This window comes from Streptomyces jeddahensis (assembly GCF_001642995.1).
Taxonomy (GTDB): domain Bacteria; phylum Actinomycetota; class Actinomycetes; order Streptomycetales; family Streptomycetaceae; genus Streptomyces; species Streptomyces jeddahensis.
Genome location: NZ_LOHS01000058.1, coordinates 57,488 through 73,609, shown reverse-complemented (window position 1 = coordinate 73,609; position 16,122 = coordinate 57,488). Strand labels below are relative to the sequence as shown.

General features: G+C 70.6%; 19 protein-coding genes. 7 read left to right on the top strand and 12 right to left on the bottom strand.

The genetic code is table 11. The features are described 5' to 3' along the window. Entirely contained in the window at window positions 1-735 is a 735-nt protein-coding gene (gene recX, locus STSP_RS09680; RefSeq protein WP_067274783.1) for a recombination regulator RecX, read from the top strand. Window positions 736-762: 27 nt separating this feature from the next. Here the strand turns inward: recX and STSP_RS09675 are convergent, their stop codons facing one another. The 8 genes from STSP_RS09675 to STSP_RS09645 form a co-directional block, all read right to left on the bottom strand. Next, window positions 763-1,179: a rhodanese-like domain-containing protein gene (locus tag STSP_RS09675; protein ID WP_067274840.1), complete on the bottom strand. Its 417-nt coding sequence runs from the start codon at window positions 1,177-1,179 to the stop codon at window positions 763-765. A gap of 32 nt (window positions 1,180-1,211) precedes the next feature. After that, window positions 1,212-1,751 (bottom strand): cupin domain-containing protein, encoded by a 540-nt coding sequence (locus tag STSP_RS09670; RefSeq protein WP_067274837.1) that lies wholly within the window; start codon window positions 1,749-1,751, stop codon window positions 1,212-1,214. Window positions 1,752-1,875: 124 nt separating this feature from the next. Next, the gene (locus STSP_RS40945) at window positions 1,876-2,151 is read right to left on the bottom strand and encodes a putative leader peptide (protein ID WP_332835357.1); all 276 of its coding nucleotides are present in this window, start codon (window positions 2,149-2,151) and stop codon (window positions 1,876-1,878) included. After that, window positions 2,036-3,673, bottom strand: coding sequence for an FAD-dependent monooxygenase (locus tag STSP_RS09665; protein WP_067274781.1), 1,638 nt, complete (start codon window positions 3,671-3,673; stop codon window positions 2,036-2,038). The genes STSP_RS40945 and STSP_RS09665 overlap by 116 nt, the downstream gene beginning before the upstream one ends. A 222-nt stretch (window positions 3,674-3,895) precedes the next feature. After that, the gene (locus STSP_RS09660) at window positions 3,896-4,933 is read right to left on the bottom strand and encodes an amino acid ABC transporter permease (RefSeq protein ID WP_078067022.1); all 1,038 of its coding nucleotides are present in this window, start codon (window positions 4,931-4,933) and stop codon (window positions 3,896-3,898) included. After that, complete coding sequence (locus STSP_RS09655) at window positions 4,930-5,577, bottom strand: amino acid ABC transporter permease (RefSeq protein ID WP_067274778.1); 648 nt, start codon at window positions 5,575-5,577, stop codon at window positions 4,930-4,932. Before STSP_RS09655 ends, STSP_RS09660 begins: the two co-directional genes overlap by 4 nt. A 215-nt stretch (window positions 5,578-5,792) precedes the next feature. Beyond that, window positions 5,793-6,710 (bottom strand): glutamate ABC transporter substrate-binding protein, encoded by a 918-nt coding sequence (locus STSP_RS09650; protein ID WP_067274776.1) that lies wholly within the window; start codon window positions 6,708-6,710, stop codon window positions 5,793-5,795. 55 nt (window positions 6,711-6,765) lie between these two features. After that, on the bottom strand, window positions 6,766-7,542 hold the full coding sequence (locus STSP_RS09645) for an amino acid ABC transporter ATP-binding protein (RefSeq protein ID WP_067274773.1): 777 nt from the start codon (window positions 7,540-7,542) through the stop codon (window positions 6,766-6,768). A 274-nt stretch (window positions 7,543-7,816) separates the two neighbouring features. Between STSP_RS09645 and STSP_RS09640 the strand changes: the two genes are divergently transcribed. Continuing rightward, complete coding sequence (locus STSP_RS09640) at window positions 7,817-8,506, top strand: response regulator transcription factor (protein ID WP_067274771.1); 690 nt, start codon at window positions 7,817-7,819, stop codon at window positions 8,504-8,506. 9 nt (window positions 8,507-8,515) lie between these two features. Continuing rightward, the gene (locus STSP_RS09635) at window positions 8,516-9,925 is read left to right on the top strand and encodes a sensor histidine kinase (protein ID WP_067274768.1); all 1,410 of its coding nucleotides are present in this window, start codon (window positions 8,516-8,518) and stop codon (window positions 9,923-9,925) included. A 94-nt stretch (window positions 9,926-10,019) separates the two neighbouring features. Here STSP_RS09635 and STSP_RS09630 read toward each other — a convergent pair whose 3' ends face one another. Next, a complete protein-coding gene (locus STSP_RS09630; protein ID WP_067274766.1) occupies window positions 10,020-11,009 on the bottom strand; it encodes a TAXI family TRAP transporter solute-binding subunit in 990 nt (329 codons plus the stop codon). A 54-nt stretch (window positions 11,010-11,063) separates the two neighbouring features. Beyond that, window positions 11,064-11,201, bottom strand: coding sequence for a hypothetical protein (locus tag STSP_RS39540; protein WP_198547301.1), 138 nt, complete (start codon window positions 11,199-11,201; stop codon window positions 11,064-11,066). A 157-nt stretch (window positions 11,202-11,358) separates the two neighbouring features. On the opposite strand from STSP_RS39540, the gene miaB reads away from it, so the two are divergent. Beyond that, a complete protein-coding gene (miaB, locus tag STSP_RS09625; protein ID WP_067274763.1) occupies window positions 11,359-12,885 on the top strand; it encodes a tRNA (N6-isopentenyl adenosine(37)-C2)-methylthiotransferase MiaB in 1,527 nt (508 codons plus the stop codon). 25 nt (window positions 12,886-12,910) lie between these two features. Further along, window positions 12,911-13,624: a class III extradiol dioxygenase subunit B-like domain-containing protein gene (locus STSP_RS09620; RefSeq protein WP_067274761.1), complete on the top strand. Its 714-nt coding sequence runs from the start codon at window positions 12,911-12,913 to the stop codon at window positions 13,622-13,624. Window positions 13,625-13,765: 141 nt separating this feature from the next. Here STSP_RS09620 and STSP_RS09615 read toward each other — a convergent pair whose 3' ends face one another. Both STSP_RS09615 and STSP_RS09610 read right to left on the bottom strand, forming a co-directional pair. Continuing rightward, a complete protein-coding gene (locus STSP_RS09615; RefSeq protein ID WP_067274758.1) occupies window positions 13,766-14,077 on the bottom strand; it encodes an antitoxin in 312 nt (103 codons plus the stop codon). A 25-nt stretch (window positions 14,078-14,102) separates the two neighbouring features. Next, window positions 14,103-14,369, bottom strand: a complete 267-nt coding sequence (locus STSP_RS09610) for a hypothetical protein (protein ID WP_067274755.1) — start codon at window positions 14,367-14,369, stop codon at window positions 14,103-14,105. Between the two features lie 182 nt (window positions 14,370-14,551). On the opposite strand from STSP_RS09610, the gene miaA reads away from it, so the two are divergent. After that, window positions 14,552-15,490, top strand: a complete 939-nt coding sequence (miaA, locus tag STSP_RS09605) for a tRNA (adenosine(37)-N6)-dimethylallyltransferase MiaA (RefSeq protein ID WP_067274753.1) — start codon at window positions 14,552-14,554, stop codon at window positions 15,488-15,490. A 107-nt stretch (window positions 15,491-15,597) separates the two neighbouring features. After that, the gene (locus STSP_RS09600) at window positions 15,598-16,104 is read left to right on the top strand and encodes a hypothetical protein (RefSeq protein WP_067274835.1); all 507 of its coding nucleotides are present in this window, start codon (window positions 15,598-15,600) and stop codon (window positions 16,102-16,104) included. The last annotated feature ends 18 nt before the right edge of the window (window positions 16,105-16,122 follow it).

Below are 16,122 nucleotides of genomic sequence, written 5' to 3'. Positions count from 1 at the left end.
GTGACCCGGAGGACCGACTGGCCTGAGCACGCCGATTCCACAGGGCCGGACGATCCGGCGGGCCGGGGCGGCGGGGGCGCCGGCCCAGGTGGCGGCGGTCCGAGCGGCGGCTTCGGCGAAGGCAGCCGCCGCGATGGACGATCCGTGGGCGGCGGCCGTCGGAGGCGCGGCGGATCCGGTCACCAGGACAGCGGCTCCCCGGCCTCGTCGAGGGCCGAGAACGGGGGGCCGCCTGGGGACCCGGCTGAGCAGGCGCGGGCGATCTGCCTGCGCCTGCTCACCGGGACTCCGCGCACGCGCAAGCAGCTGGCGGACGCCCTGCGCAAGCGGGAGATCCCGGATGACGTGGCGGAGGAGGTGCTGTCGCGGTTCGAGGAAGTCGGACTGATCAACGACAGCGCGTTCGCGGACGCCTGGGTGGAGTCCCGGCACCACGGCCGTGGACTCGCCCGGCGGGCGCTAGCGCAGGAGCTGCGGACCAAGGGCGTGGACTCCACGCTGATCGAGGAGGCCGTCGCCCAGCTCGACTCCGAGCAGGAGGAGGCCACCGCACGTGAGCTCGTCGCCCGCAAGCTGCGCACCACGCGCGGTCTCGACCGCGACAAACGGCTCCGACGCCTTGCGGGCATGCTCGCCCGCAAGGGATACCCCGAGGGAATGGCCCTGCGAGTGGTCCGGCAGGCGCTGGAGGAGGAGGGCGACGACACGGAGTTCCTCGAGGACGAGGGGTTTTAGGCTCCCGACGAGGTCGCCGGCAGCGCCCTACGACGTCACCGGGAGCCCCGCCGCCTTCCACGCCTGGAATCCGCCGACCAGATCGGTGGCCCGGTGGAGCCCCAGCTGGTGCAGGGACGCGGCCGCCAGGCTCGAGGCGTAGCCCTCGTTGCAGATCACCACCACCCGCAGGTCATGGCTCTCGGCCTCGGGGACGCGGTGGCTGCCCTGGGGGTCAAGCCGCCACTCCAGTTCGTTCCGCTCGATGACGAGCGCGCCGGGGATCAGTCCGTCGCGCTCGCGCAGGGACGCGTACCGGATGTCGACCAGCAGGGCCTCGCCCAACTGGGCGGCGTCGTACGCCTCCCGGGCCTCGATCCGCACGTAGCCCGCGCGCACCCGCTGCAGCAACTCGTCGATGCCGACCGGCACTTGCACTTCTGGCTCTTCGATCGCGTCGCTCACTTGGGTCGCTTTGCTCACTTCGGTCGCGTCGCTCACTGCCAGTCCTCCGGGCGCTCGACCTGCTCCAGGCGCAGCACCTGTCCCGTACGGCTGTAGCGGCGGATCTGCGGCAGGGGTGGATAGTAGGCGTGGACGGAGATCGCGTGCTGGTCGGTGGACTCGTTGAGCACCTCGTGCACGTGGTGGCGGCCGAAGGCACGGCCTTGCCCGGTCGGCAGCCGCCGCTCCCGGTCCACGCCGTCGGCGAGCTCGAGGGTCTTCCATCCGTCCGTGGGGAGCCGGGCGGCGAGCGAGTTCTCCTTGAGCTCGCCCGACGCTGTCAGGAACGCGCCTACCGAGTCGGCGTGGTCGTGCCAGCCGGTGCCGGTGCCCGGCGGCCAGCCGATCAGCCAGGCTTCGCTGCCACCGGGGCCCTCCAGGCGCACCCAGGTGCGCCCCTCCGGGTCGAGCGGGAGCGAGGCGATCAGTTCGGCGTCGGCGGCCGTACGCCGTACGAAGTCGAGGAGGTCCGCCTGCGTGGGGGCCTGGGCGCGGGCTTCAATCTGGGCGTATGCGGCAGAGGCAGAGCCCACGGCAGAGCGGGAGTGGGAGGGGGAGATAGAGCGGGAGACAGACACGGGCACCGTCCTGGTGAGCGTTCGCGTGGAAGCGCGCGGCAGCCCATCAGCGGGGCGCGCGCGTAAGAGGAAGGCGAATTCAGCAGGACGGACGACACACGCAGCCCGCATAGCGGACGAGGTCCATGTGGACCCTCCGCCACAGGCGCACATCGGTGTCGGTCACGCCCCGGAGTAGACCATGGCTCCCCGGAGCGGTCAACTCACCCAAACCATGTGGACGCGTGATGACGTCGGGCTCAGCGCGGTCCTGCCGCCGCCCCGTCGGTCTCGTCGGTCGCCTTGGTCTCGTCGGCCTCGGTCCTCGCCGGCCCGCCGAGGCGCGGCCCGCCCACCGTCGCCTCCGCCGCCGCATACAGCTCGGCTGGGCGCACCCCGCCCAGCGCCGTGACCAGGTGTCCGTCGGGGCGGATCAGCAGGACGGTGTGGGCCGCCGCGCCCGGATAGCCCTCACCGACCAGGAGTTCTGCAGGATGCGGCAGTGCCGTGACCGCGGCGGCGAGGCGGGGCATGATCCCGGCCGTCATCCAGTGCCGCCGTTCCCACACGCCCGTGCCGGGTGCGACCAGCAGGACGAGGAGCCGGTTGCGGCCGAGGCGCTCCCGCAGCCGTACGGATGAGCCGTCCTCCGCGGTGACGCGCACATCGGCCACAGGCGTGCCGACAGCCGTGTCCACCGCCACCTCCGAATCGGAGGGCGCGGGCGCCAGCGGCGAGGCCGCATAGGATGCCGGCGCACCCAGCGGGCCGCGGCCGAGGTGACCGTCCGTCAGCAGTATGTCGTGGCCGCGCGCCGTCCCCGGCAGATGGGCGCGCAGACCCCCGCCGCCGCGCAGTATCGGCAGCGACTGGTCGGCGGCCCGCAGCCGGGCGGCGACGACCGCGCGCCGCTCGGTCTGGTAGCTGTCAAGGAGCGCCTCGTGCGGCCCGTGGTGCCAGGCGAGCGCCAGCTTCCAGGCGAGGTTGTCCGCGTCCCGCAACCCCTCGTCCACACCCTGCGTGCCCAGCGCGCCGAGCAGATGCGCGGCATCCCCCGCGAGGAAGACACGGCAGCTGCGCCACCGCCGCGCGAGGCGGTGGTGCACCGTGTGGACTCCCGTGTCGAGCAGTTCGTACGCCGGTGTGCTGCCACCGTTCCAGCCCGCCAGAGTCTCCCGGATGCGGGCCACGAGGGACTCGGGTGTGACCAGCTCGCTGCGCTGCGGGAGCAGCCAGTCCAGGCGCCAGGCGCCCACGGCGAGGGGGCGGGCGGTCACCTCGCTGCCAGCCAGCCGCCACGGTGGCATCCGGTGCAGCAACGCCTCACCCGGCCAGGGAAGCTCCGTACGCAGCGCCGCGACCGCATGCCGCTCGACGGCCGTACGACCGGCGAAGCGGATGTCGACGAGTTTGCGCACCGTTGACCGCGGCCCGTCGCAGCCGACCAGATAACTGCCGCGCCACCACGTGCCCTTGGGCCCCTTGGTGTGCGCCGTGACGCCCGCGGTCTCCTGCTCGAGGGAGTCGAGCCGGCTGTCCACCGCCACCTTCACGAGCGGCTCGCGGGCGAGGGCGCCGCGCAGGGCGGAGGTCAGCACATGCTGCGGCAGGTGCAGCGGCGCTGGATCCTCGGGGCCGAAGGTGATCTGCCGCATCACCTGCTTGCGCCGCAGTGACCGCCATCCGGACCAGCGGACGCCGGTCTCCGCGAACGAGACACCGGCGAGCCGCTCCACGAGATCGGCGGTGTCCTCGCGCAGGACGACCGTCCGCGCGGCCCGCGGTTCGTCCTTGCCGGGCCCCTCGTCGAGTACGACGGAGGGGACCTCGTGACGCGCGAGGGCCAGGGCGAGCGTCAGCCCGACGGGCCCCGCTCCGACGACGATCACCGGGTCCACGGCGCGGCGCCCCCTGCCCCGGAAGACTGGTGTGAAGTGGGCATCGTAAGGAAACTGGCAGATGGAGCGGGGTGCGCGGTCACAGAACGTATGCAACCCATTGCCGGTGCTTGCGTCAAGTGACGGAGGCAGTGGCGATCATGCCACTGCCTCCGACTGTTCACGACTCGTCAGGTTCTGTGCAGAGCCGCTGTGTTCCGATGTGCTCCGGGGCCGGGCGGCTCAGCTCTTGCCGAGGTCCGGCCCGCCGGGCTCACCTGGCGCATCCGGCCCGTCCGCGGCAGAGGAACCGGGGACCTCGTCGGCCGGTGCGGCCGGCTCACCGGGCGCCTCCGGCGCGGCGGCCACAGGACCCAGCGGGCCCTCCGTGGCGTCCAGCACACCCGGTGCCTCGGCCGGCTCGGCGGCCGCGGCGACCGCGATACCGGTCTTCGCGCGGCGGCCTCGCCGCTCGATCCACGTCGCGAGCGAGGACAGGGCGAGGCACAGCAGGATGTAGATGGCGCCGACGACGATGACGACCGCGGTGATCGGGTTCTCGCCGTTGACGATGATGTTGTTGGCCATCGTCCGGGCGGCGTAGAGCAGTTCCGCGTACGTGATGATGTAGCCGAGGGAGGTGTCCTTGAGGGTCACCACGAGCTGGCTGATCATCGTCGGGAGCATCGAGCGGACGGCCTGCGGCACCAGCAGCATGGTCATCACCTGGGTCTTGCGCAGACCCAGGGCGTACGCGGCCTCGACCTGCCCGCGGGGGACGGCGTTGATACCGGCCCTCAGGACCTCCGCCTGCACACAGCCGTTGTAGACGGTGAGGCCGATGACGAGGGCCCAGAAGGCGGTGTTGTCGCCGACGACGCCCAGGTCGTCCTTGTAGCTGAGGAAGAGCACCCACAGGGCGTAGATCGTGATCAGCAGCGGGACGGCGCGGAAGAGCTCGATGAAGCCGGTCGCCAGCCAGCTGACGGGCTTGTGGTCGGAGAGCCGGGCGACGGCCAGCAGCAGGCCGAGCACGAGCGACAGCACACCGGCCAGCGCGAAGACCTTCAGCGTGCTCAGCACACCGTCGCGGATGTTCGCCCGGACACCAGCGTTGTTGAAGATGTCCCACACCTCGGGCTCGAGCACGCCCTTGATGTTCAGCCGGTAGATCGCGAAGACGATCAGGCCGAGGACGGCCGCCGAACCCACGACGGTGTAGACGACGTTGCGGACGCGGGCCTTGGGGCCCGGGGCGTCGTACAGGACGCTCGAACTCATCGTGCGACCCCCATGCGCCGCTCGAGCAGCCGGAAGAGACCGCTGATGGTGAAGGTGATGACCAGGTAGCCGAGGGCGACCCACAGGAAGATCCAGGCGATCGCGAAGCCCTTGTCGCTGAGCAGCTTCTGCACACCGAACAGCTCGGTGACGCTGAACGCACCCGCGATCGCCGAGTTCTTGGTCAGTGCGATGAAGATCGAGCTGAGCGGCGGGATCACGGTGCGGGTTGCCTGCGGCAGGACGATCAGCCGCAGCGTCTGGAAGAAGGTCATGCCGATGGACCGGGCGGCCTCGGCCTGGCCGAGCGGCACCGTGTTGATGCCGGAGCGCACGGCCTCGCAGACGAAGGCGGAGGTGTAGAAGCCGAGGGCCAGCAGCGCCTTGGTCCACGGGTTGAGGCCCGGGGCGAAGATCACCGGGACGACGAACCAGGCGACCAGGAAGAGCAGCGTCAGCGGCGTGTTACGGAAGAGAGTGACCCAGGCGGCGCCGAAGAACCGGAGCGGGGGCACGGGCGAGACCCGGAAACCGGCTATGACGACACCCAGCACCATCGCCAGGAGCCCGCTGGCCAGGGTCAGCAAGACGGTGCCTATGAACCCCTCCCGGAACTCCGGGAGATGGTCGAGCAGTACGTTCACGGGAGAGTCCTCGTGGGCGGCAGCGGACGGGCAGAGGGGACCGCGTCCCGTACGCACCGGCAGCGGTGCGTACGGGACGGGCGGTTCACTGCCGAAGGATCAGACGGGCGCGAGGTGGGGGCGCCTCCCAGGCCCTTGAGGCACTGGGGAGGCCGCGGGCTTGCGGCCCGCGGCCCACTCCGGAGCACTTCCAGGGGCTTCGGGGGTCCCGCGGATCAGTAGCGCTCGAGGGCCGGCGGCTCGGTGTACTCGGAGCCGGACAGGCCGAGCGTCGCGTCGTACGCCTTCTTGTAGTCGCCGTTCTTCTGGTGCGCCTCGAGCGCGTCGTTGACCGCGTCGCGCAGGGCCTTGTCGTCCTTGGCCATGCCGACGCCGTACGGCTCCTTCGTGAACGGCTTGCCGACGACCTTCAGCTTCTCCGGGCGCTGCGCGGCGTAGCCCTTGAGGATCGCGTCGTCGGTGGTGACCGCGTCGACCTCGTTGTTCAGCAGCTGCTGGACGCACTCGGAGTACTTGGCGAGCTCGACGGTCTTCGCGCCGTACTTCGGCCTCTTGATCTCCTGCAGCGGCGTAGAGCCGACGATCGAGCAGACCGTCTTGCCCTTGAGGGTGTCCGGGCCGGTGATCTCCGTCTCGTCCTTGCGGACGAGCAGGTCGGCGCCCGCCATGAAGTACGGGCCCGCGAAGCCGACCTGCTTCTTGCGCTCGTCGTTGATGGTGTACGTGCCGACGTACAGGTCGACGTCGCCCTTGGAGATGGTGGTCTCGCGGACGCCGGAGTCGACCGTCTTGAACTCGATCTGGTCGGCCGAGAAGCCGAGGTCGGCCGCGACCATCTTCGCGATCTCGATGTCGAAGCCCGAGCGCGTGCCGTCGGTGTCCTCGAAGCCGAGGAACGGCTGGTCGTTCTTGGCACCGAAGACGATCTTGCCCGCCTTCTGGGCGCGCTCGAGCGTCGGCGAGTCGATCTGCACGTCCTTGGCCACGGTGTAGGTGGGCAGCTTCGGCGCGTTCTCGCCGGTGGCCGGGTTACTCGGCTTGTCACCCGCGGTACCGGACTCGCCGCCGCAGGCGGTGGCGGTGAGCGAGAGGACGGCGATCGCCGCGACGGCGGCGGACTTGCGGAGCTTCATGGTGAACATCCTTTGATTCGGCAGGAACAAAAGGGACGCGGGTGTCGGCCGTGCGTCAGTGGTGAAGGATCTTCGACAGGAAGTCCTTGGCCCGGTCGCTGCGCGGGTTGCTGAAGAACTGCTCCGGCGCGGCCTCTTCGACGATCCGGCCGTCGGCCATGAAGACGACGCGGTTGGCCGCGGACCGGGCGAAGCCCATCTCGTGGGTGACGACGACCATCGTCATCCCGTCCCGGGCGAGCTGCTGCATGACGTCGAGGACCTCGTTGATCATCTCCGGGTCGAGCGCCGAGGTCGGCTCGTCGAAGAGCATGACCTTCGGGTCCATGGCCAGTGCCCGGGCGATCGCGACGCGCTGCTGCTGGCCACCGGAGAGCTGCGCGGGGTACTTGTCGGCCTGGGTGCCGACGCCGACCCGGTCGAGCAGGGCGCGTGCCTTCTCCTCGGCGGCCTTCTTGTCGGCCTTGCGCACCTTGACCTGGCCCAGCATCACGTTCTCGAGGACCGTCTTGTGCGCGAAGAGATTGAAGGACTGGAAGACCATGCCGACGTCGGCCCGGAGCCTCGCGAGCTCCTTGCCCTCCTGGGGCAGCGGCCGTCCGTCGATCGATATGTCACCCGAGTCGATGGTCTCCAGGCGGTTGATGGTGCGGCACAGGGTCGACTTTCCGGATCCGGAGGGCCCGATCACCACGACGACCTCGCCGCGGGCGATGGTCAGGTCGATGTCCTGGAGCACATGCAGCGCGCCGAAGTGCTTGTTCACGTTCTTCAGCACGACGAGTCCGTCGGCCGCTGGTGCGGTGTCCTTGGCCACCGATACTTCGGTCATCGGCTTCTTGCTCCGTCCTCCTCGGTTGGGAGGACAGTAATAACGGCGTAAAGCCAGCGCATTACATCTGAGGGGAAATTGAGGATAACGATCCGGTAGCGAGCCGATACTGTGCGTGCAAACGCTCCACGCGCGCGTACCGGCTGGATAACGGAACCCGCCGGTGGCCCGATCCAGCTTGACGGGATCCTTAGCGATCCGAATGGATGCATAGGTGCGCACCCGCGCGTGTAGAGGCCGTGACCGAACAACTGGTGAACCGGAGGGGGCCGGTATGAGACTGCTGCTCGTCGAGGACGACAACCATGTCGCCGCGGCCCTGTCGGCGGTCCTCACCCGGCACGGCTTCCAGGTGGTGCACGCGCGCAACGGCGAGGAGGCCCTCCGCGCACTGCTGCCTGCCGACGCCGAGCCCTTCGGTGTCGTCCTCCTCGACCTCGGCCTGCCCGACCAGGACGGATACGAGGTGTGCGGCAGGATCCGCAAGCTGACCAGCACTCCCGTGATCATGGTCACGGCCCGCTCGGACGTGCGGTCGCGCATACACGGCCTCAACCTCGGCGCCGACGACTACGTGGTGAAGCCGTACGACACCGGGGAACTGCTCGCCCGTATCCACGCGGTCAGCCGGCGCACCCTGCCCGGCGACGGCACGGCACCGGCCGAGACCGAGGTGCGGCTCGGGCCCGTGCTCATAGAGCTGCCCACCCGCCAGGTCAGCGTGAGCGGTGTCGTCGTACAGCTGACCCGGAAGGAGTTCGATCTGCTGGCGCTGCTCGCGCAGCGGCCGGGCGTCGTCTTCCGCCGGGAGCAGATCATCAGCGAGGTGTGGCGCACCAGTTGGGAGGGGACGGGCCGTACGCTCGAGGTGCACGTGGCCTCGCTCCGCTCCAAACTGCGGATGCCGGCTCTCATCGAGACCGTGCGCGGCGTGGGCTACCGGCTCGTCGCCCCGGCGTCGTAGCGGGTCCGGGTGCGTGCTCGACTCCTCCCGCTGCTCATCGTCCTCATGGCGGGCGTGCTGCTGGCGCTCGGGTTCCCGCTCGCGGTGAGCGTGGCCGCCGCACAGCAGCAGAGAGTGGTGATCGACCGCATCGACGACACGGCGCGCTTCGCCGCACTCGCCCAGTTCGTCACGGAACGCCCCAGCGGGTCACGGCGGACGGTCAAGGACGAACGGCAGGAGACCCTGCAGAGCGAACTCGAGCGCTACTGGGAGGTCTACGGGATCAAGGCGGGCGTCTTCTACCGGGACGACGAGCCCATGGCGCACGCTCCCGCCGACTGGTACCTGTCCAAGTCGGGCGACGTCCGCAGGGCCTTCGAGGAGGCGCTGCTCTCCCGGCCCGGCCACGACCCGAAGCAGGTGTGGCCCTGGCAGGACGGCCGCCTGGTCGTGGCCTCGCCGGTCATCCGCGACGGTGACGTCATCGCCGTCGTCGTCACCGACTCGCCCACCGCCAAGATGCGTTCGGAGACCCTGCGCGGCTGGCTGCCCATCGCTCTCGGCGAGGCCGCCGCGATGCTCATGGCCGTGGGAGCGGCGCTGCGCCTCACCGGCTGGGTGCTGCACCCGGTACGCATCCTCGACGCCACCACGCACGACATAGCGACCGGCAGCCTCAAGTCCCGCGTGGCCGTGGCCGGCGGGCCGCCGGAACTGAGACGGCTGGCCCGGTCGTTCAACGAGATGGCCGACAACGTCGAGGCCGTCCTTGAGCAGCAGCGCGCCTTTGTCGCCGACGCCTCGCACCAGCTGCGCAACCCTCTGTCCGCGCTGCTGCTCCGCATCGAGCTGCTCGCCCTCGAACTGCCCGAGGACAACGAGGAGGTCGCCTCGGTCCGCACCGAGGGCAAACGCCTCGCCCAGGTCCTCGACGACCTGCTCGACCTGGCCCTGGCCGAGCACGCCGCGGCCGATCTGCAGCTCACCGACATCGGCGCGCTGGCCGCGGAGCGCGTCGCGGCCTGGCGCCCCCTCGCCGACGAGAAGGGCGTACGGCTGCGCGAGGAGTGCCCGGCCGTCACGGCATGGGCCGATCCGGTCGCGCTGTCCAGCGCCCTGGACGCGGTGATCGACAACGCCCTGAAGTTCACCCCCGAGGGCGAGGAGGTCACGGTCACGGTCTTCGCGAACGGCGAGAAGTCGACCATCGTCATAGCGGACCGCGGGCCCGGCCTGGCCGAGGAGGAACTGACCCGCATCGGCGACCGCTTCTGGCGCAGCAATCGCCACCAGAACGTCAAGGGCTCCGGTCTGGGGCTGTCCATCTCCCGCGCCCTCCTTGCCGCAGCCGGCGGCACCATCGCGTACGCGCACCATGAACCGCACGGGTTGCGGGTAACGGTGACGGTGCCGCGGTCGGAGCCGCCGGGGGTGTGAGGCCTCGCGGGCCTCTGGCACCGGTGCGGGTCGTGGCTCGCGCCAGCAGGGCTGGGGCCTTCGGCCCTGGCCGCAGGCGTGGGACTCCGGTGCGCTACGGCTTGACCGACTGGTAGTAGCGGCGGGCGCCCTCGTGCAGTTCGAGCGGGTCTGTGTACAGGGCCGTTCGCAGGTCCACCAGCTGGGCCGCGTGTACCTCGCCGCCGATGTGGTCGCGGTTGTCTATCACCGTGCGGGTCAGTCCCTTGGTCAGCTCCGGGTCCGTGCGGTCCGTCGTGACGAGCAGATTCGCCACCGCGAGCGTCGACACCGCGGTGCCCTGGTGGGTGTAGGTGTCGGCCGGCATCAGGGAGGCCCGGTAGTAACGGGAGGGGCCACCCTGCTCGTGGAGTTCGTCGACGAGGTTCCCGAGCTCCACGAACCGGATGTCGAAACGCTTTGCCAGTTGCCCCACGGCAGTCGTCGGCAGGCCGCCCGACCAGAAGAAGGCGTCGATGTCGCCGCGCTTCAGCGCCTCGGGCATCTTGTTGATCCCGATGCTGCGCGGCTCGATGTCCTTGTCGGCGTCGAGGCCCGCGGCCTCGAGGACCCGGTCGGCGATCAGCCGTACGCCCGAGCCGGACTGGCCCACGGCCACCCGCTTGTTCCGCAGGTCCTTGACGGAGTGCACGTCCGACGACCGCGGGACCACGAGCTGGACGTAGTCGTCGTAGAGCCGGGCGCAGCCGCGCAGCCTGCCGGCGCCCGGCCTGTCCTCCAGCTGGTATGCCCGGACGGCGTCGGCGGCCGCGATGGTGAAGTCCGCCTTGCCCGTCGCCACCCGCTCCAGGTTCTCCTGCGAACCCTCGCTGCTGCGCAGCGTCACGTGCAGATCCGGGAGATCACGGGCGAGAGCCCGCTCCAGGAGCTCTCCGTATTTCTCGTACACCCCGGACTTCACACCCGTACTGAAGGTGACACGGCCACCCGGCGCATCCTCGTCCAGCGGCAGCAGCCACCACAGCAGCAGCCCCAAGGACACGAAGGCCGCGGCTGCGCCCGACAGCGCGCGGCGCCTGCCGATATGCGGGAGTGGCGGGAACATGCGAGCGATCCTGCCAGGTCACTCGCCGTGAAGACCAGGCCGGTTCGGTGACCGCTACTCCGGCTCGCCGTCCTCCACCTCGTAGACCTTGGTGAAGGTGGCACCGCACCGGCAGCGGGAGAGCTCGACGAGTCGGCCGTCCTCCGACACACCCATGCCGTTCGGGAGGCGGACGTGCACGTGCTCGCTCATGAGCTGCCGCTTTCTGTCGTCGGTGGATTGCTCCTCATCGTTGCCATATGCCGCCAGTGTCCGCAATGACCCAGGCCACAGGGGGAGCGCTCGCCTTCGCCGGCTGGTTCCGGCTCCGGCGTCCGGGGATGTCCCCGTCACCGCCTACCCTTGTGGCATGAGCAGGAGCGACCGGAGTCAGGCAGTGGACGTGCAGCACGCGCAGACCTACGAGATCCGCACCTACGGGTGCCAGATGAACGTCCACGACTCCGAGCGGCTTTCCGGGCTGCTGGAGGAGGCAGGCTACGTACGCGCGCCCGAGGGCACGGCCGAGGGCGAGGCCGACGTCGTCGTGTTCAACACGTGCGCAGTCCGTGAGAACGCCGACAACCGGCTGTACGGCAACCTCGGCCGCCTCGCCCCCATGAAGGCCAAGCGCCCCGGCATGCAGATCGCGGTCGGCGGCTGTCTCGCGCAGAAGGACCGCGACACCATCGTGAAGAAGGCGCCCTGGGTGGACGTCGTCTTCGGCACGCACAACATCGGCAAGCTGCCGGTGCTGCTGGAGCGCGCCCGCATCCAGGAAGAGGCGCAGGTCGAGATCGCCGAGTCGCTGGAGGCGTTCCCGTCGACGCTGCCGACCCGCCGCGAGAGCGCCTACGCCGCGTGGGTCTCCATCTCCGTCGGCTGCAACAACACCTGCACCTTCTGTATCGTCCCGGCGCTGCGCGGCAAGGAGAAGGACCGCCGGCCCGGCGACATCCTCGCCGAGATCGAGGCCTTGGTCGCCGAGGGCGTCTCCGAGATCACGCTGCTCGGCCAGAACGTCAACGCCTACGGGTCCGACATAGGCGACCGCGAGGCCTTCAGCAAGCTGCTGCGCGCCTGCGGGCAGATCGAGGGGCTAGAGCGCGTCCGCTTCACCTCGCCGCACCCGCGCGACTTCACCGACGACGTGATCGCCGCGATGGCCGAGACGCCGAACGTCATGCCGCAGCTGCACATGCCGCTGCAGTCCGGCTCGGACACGGTCCTGAAGGCGATGCGCCGCTCGTACCGGCAGGAGCGGTACCTCGGGATCATCGAGAAGGTGCGGGCCGCCATCCCGCACGCGGCGATCACCACCGACATCATCGTGGGCTTTCCCGGCGAGACCGAGGAGGACTTCGAGCAGACCCTGCACGTCGTCCGGGAGGCCCGTTTCGCGCAGGCCTTCACCTTCCAGTACTCCAAGCGTCCCGGCACGCCGGCCGCGACCATGGACGGGCAGATCCCCAAGCAGGTCGTGCAGGCGCGCTACGAGCGGCTGGTCGCCCTCCAGGAGGAGATCTCCTGGGAGGAGAACAAGAAGCAGGTCGGCCGCACGCTCGAGCTGATGGTCGCCGAGGGCGAGGGCCGCAAGGACGGCGCGACGCACCGTCTCTCCGGCCGCGCACCCGACAACCGCCTGGTGCACTTCACCAAGCCCGACGAGGAGGTGCGCCCCGGCGACGTGGTCACGGTCGAGATCACGTACGCGGCCCCGCACCACCTGCTCGCCGAGGGACAGGTGCTGAACGTGCGCCGCACGCGCGCGGGCGACGCCTGGGAGAAGCGCAACGCCGCCGAGGCCGCCAAGCCGGCGGGCGTGATGCTGGGCCTGCCGAAGATCGGTGTGCCGGAGCCCCTGCCGGCCGCCACGGGAGGCTGCTCCGCGCACTGAGCGTCGCGGCAGTAGTCTGCCGATCATGCTCGTTGCCGCCGCAGTCTGCCCCTGCCCCCCGATGCTCGTACCGGAGGTCGCCGCGGGCGCCGCTCCCGAGCTGGATGCCGCGCGCACCGCGTGCACGGACGCTCTCGGGGTGCTCGCCGCCGCCCGGCCCGACCTGCTGGTCGTCGTGGGACCCGCCGAACAGAGCGGACGCGGAGTGCATCCCGAAGGGGCGCAGGGGTCGTTCCGCGGCTTCGGCGTGGACGTCGACGTCCGCCTCGGACGTCCGGCTCGCGACCTGCCCGAGCGGCCGCTTCCGTACTCGCTAGCGGTCGCGGCCTGGCTGCTGGAGCGCACGGGCTGGTCGGACGCCCCCGTCGAGGGACTCGGTGTCGGTGAAGCCCTCGAGCCGGAGCGGTGCGCCGAGGTGGGACGAGAACTCGCGGTGCAGGCCGGCCGCGTCGCGCTGCTCGTGATGGGCGACGCCAGCATCTGCCGCACGGTCAAGGCCCCGGGCTACCTCGACGAGCGGGCCGCGGGATTCGACGCGGAGGCCGCGCGTGCGCTGGGGAGCGCGGACGTGGCGGCGCTCAAGGTGCTGGACGTGGAACTCGCCCATGTACTGAAGGCGTCGGGCCGCGCACCGTGGCAGGTACTCGCGGGCGCGGCCGAAGACGCCGGGCTGGCCGGCCGCTTGCTCTACGAGGACGCGCCGTACGGCGTGGGGTACGTGGTCGCGGCCTGGTCGTAGCCGCCGGCCGGCCGTCGCGGCGACGCAGACAGACGGCGACGCAGCCTGACGGCCACGCAGACTGACGGCGACGCAGACATACGCGGACGGCCGGGGAGTCTCTGCTCCACGGCCGTCCGCCGGTGTGTGTGCTGCTGCGGTTCAGGAAGTCGGAGGGGGTGGCGAGTCCTGGGGCGGCGGGGGCGGAGTGGCACCGCGGTCGGGAGCGGCACCGCGCTCGCCTTCTGGTTCCTTGGGCCCCGTTTCCCTGTGCGCAAGTCGGTCCAGGGCGTCCTTCGCCTTGTCCGTGCCCGTGTGGATCTTCTCGCTGTACTTGCCCTTGGTCCTGTCGTCGACCATTTTCGCAGCCTTGTCCAGACCTCTGTCGATCTTGTCCTCGTGCTGCTGCGCGAAGTCCGAAACCTTTTCCCTGGCCGGGGCGAGCTTGGTCTTCAACGTCTCCAGGATGCCCATGGATTCACCTTCCCTCGCGGAGAGCCTACTTGCGGGCGCCCTCGCCGGCCTCGTTGTCGGCCGCTTCATCCGCGGACTGCTGCTTCGGGATCTCCACGCTCTCCGCCGTGTTCTTCTCGGCGTCCGCCGCCGCTGTCGGCTCGGCCTCGGCCTTGGTCCCGGCCGCGGACGAGCCCTTCGCCTCCTCCGCATCCGGTCCGGATTCGGCCGTCGGCGATTCGGTCGGCACCTCGACGGTTGACGCCTCCTCCTTGCCCTGTGACCTGCGGAGAAACCGTGCAAAAACGCCCATAACTACTCCATACCCTACTCGTGCGAGCGAAATCCCGCGCCGCCCGGTGCGTCTCATTGCGCCGCCCGGGGCACCGGTTCTCGAAAACCGGCGGCCGGAACCTCGCAACAGGCAACGACCTCCCATCTGTGGCGTCACGTAGCTCGTTCGGGCAACGGCCTGGGGTTTGCGAGACTGGGGCCGTGAGAAGTGCAGCTCCCGCGCCGCGGGTCATCGCCGTCGTCGGGCCCACCGCGGCAGGAAAGTCCGATCTGGGTGTCCATCTCGCCCAGCGGCTCGGAGGAGAGGTCGTCAACGCCGACTCCATGCAGCTCTACCGGGGGATGGACATCGGCACCGCCAAGCTGACGACGGAGGAGCGCGGGGGTGTCCCGCACCACCTCCTGGACATCTGGGACGTCACGGAGACCGCGAGCGTCGCCGAGTACCAGCGGCTCGCACGCGCGGAGATCGACCGGCTGCTCGGCGAGGGGCGCACACCCGTCCTTGTCGGCGGATCCGGGCTGTACGTCCGCGGGGCCGTCGACCACCTCGAGTTCCCCGGCACCGATCCCGCCGTACGGGCCGTCCTTGAGGAGGAGCTCGCGCTGCGCGGGTCCGGTGCGCTGCACGCGCGGCTGGCCGCCGCCGACCCCGAGGCCGCGCGGGCCATCCTGCCCAGCAACGGCCGCCGTATCGTGCGCGCCCTCGAGGTCATCGAGATCACCGGCAAGCCCTTCACCGCCAACCTCCCCGGCCACGACTCCGTCTACGACACCGTCCAGATCGGCGTCGACGTGCCGCGCGCCGAGCTCGACGAGCGCATCGCCACGCGCGTGGACCGCATGTGGGAGGCCGGTCTGGTCGACGAGGTACGCGAGCTGGAGGCGCAGGGCCTGCGCGAGGGCCGTACCGCATCCCGCGCGCTCGGCTACCAGCAGGTGCTCGCGGCGCTCGCGGGAGAGTGCACGGAGGACGAGGCGCGCGCCGAGACCGTACGCGCCACCAAGCGTTTCGCGCGCCGCCAGGACTCGTGGTTCCGTCGCGACCCGCGCGTGCACTGGCTGAGCGGTGCCGCGACGGATCTCACGGAACTTCCGGAGCGGGCCCTGGCCTTGGTCGAACGACCGGTTACAGCCTGATCACGTGATGGCATCGGGACGCTCCGCCCGCGGTCCGGCCCCCTGACGCCATGCCATCATCGTCCTTCGATCGACCAGAGAGTCCTGAGTTGGGAGGGCGCGTGGCGATGGAGGCCGGCCCTCGCGACACCGCACACGGTGGGGAACACGACACCGCACGTCGCGGCGGGCACGACACGACGCAGGGCGAGGGCCGACTGAGCTCCGACGGCCCTGACGAGACGCCGGTCGGCGTGACGGCCGACGGGCCCGACGCGGACGAACTCGCCGCGCCAGCCGAGGTCGAGGTGGAGCTGCGCCCGCAGCGCCGGCTGCGGATCTGGCAGCTCGCGCCCATCGTCAGCCTCGCCGCCGTCGGCTCCCTGATGTTCGCCTTCCCGCTGGCCTTCGAGTTCGGCGACGGCGGGGCCGTCGTCGCCATGCTGGGCCTGCTGATCAGCTCCTGCGCCGCGGGCTGGGCCATGATGGCCGCGCGCCGCGTGGGCCACACATGGCCGGGACTGCCCCAGCGGGGCTCCGGCCGCCGCCCGGACTGGCGGGTGATCGCCGCATACGCGGTGGTGGTCGTGGGCGTCGTGGCGCTCGCGGTATGGCGCGTGGCCCGACTCCGCTGACACCACGGCCCGGTCTCA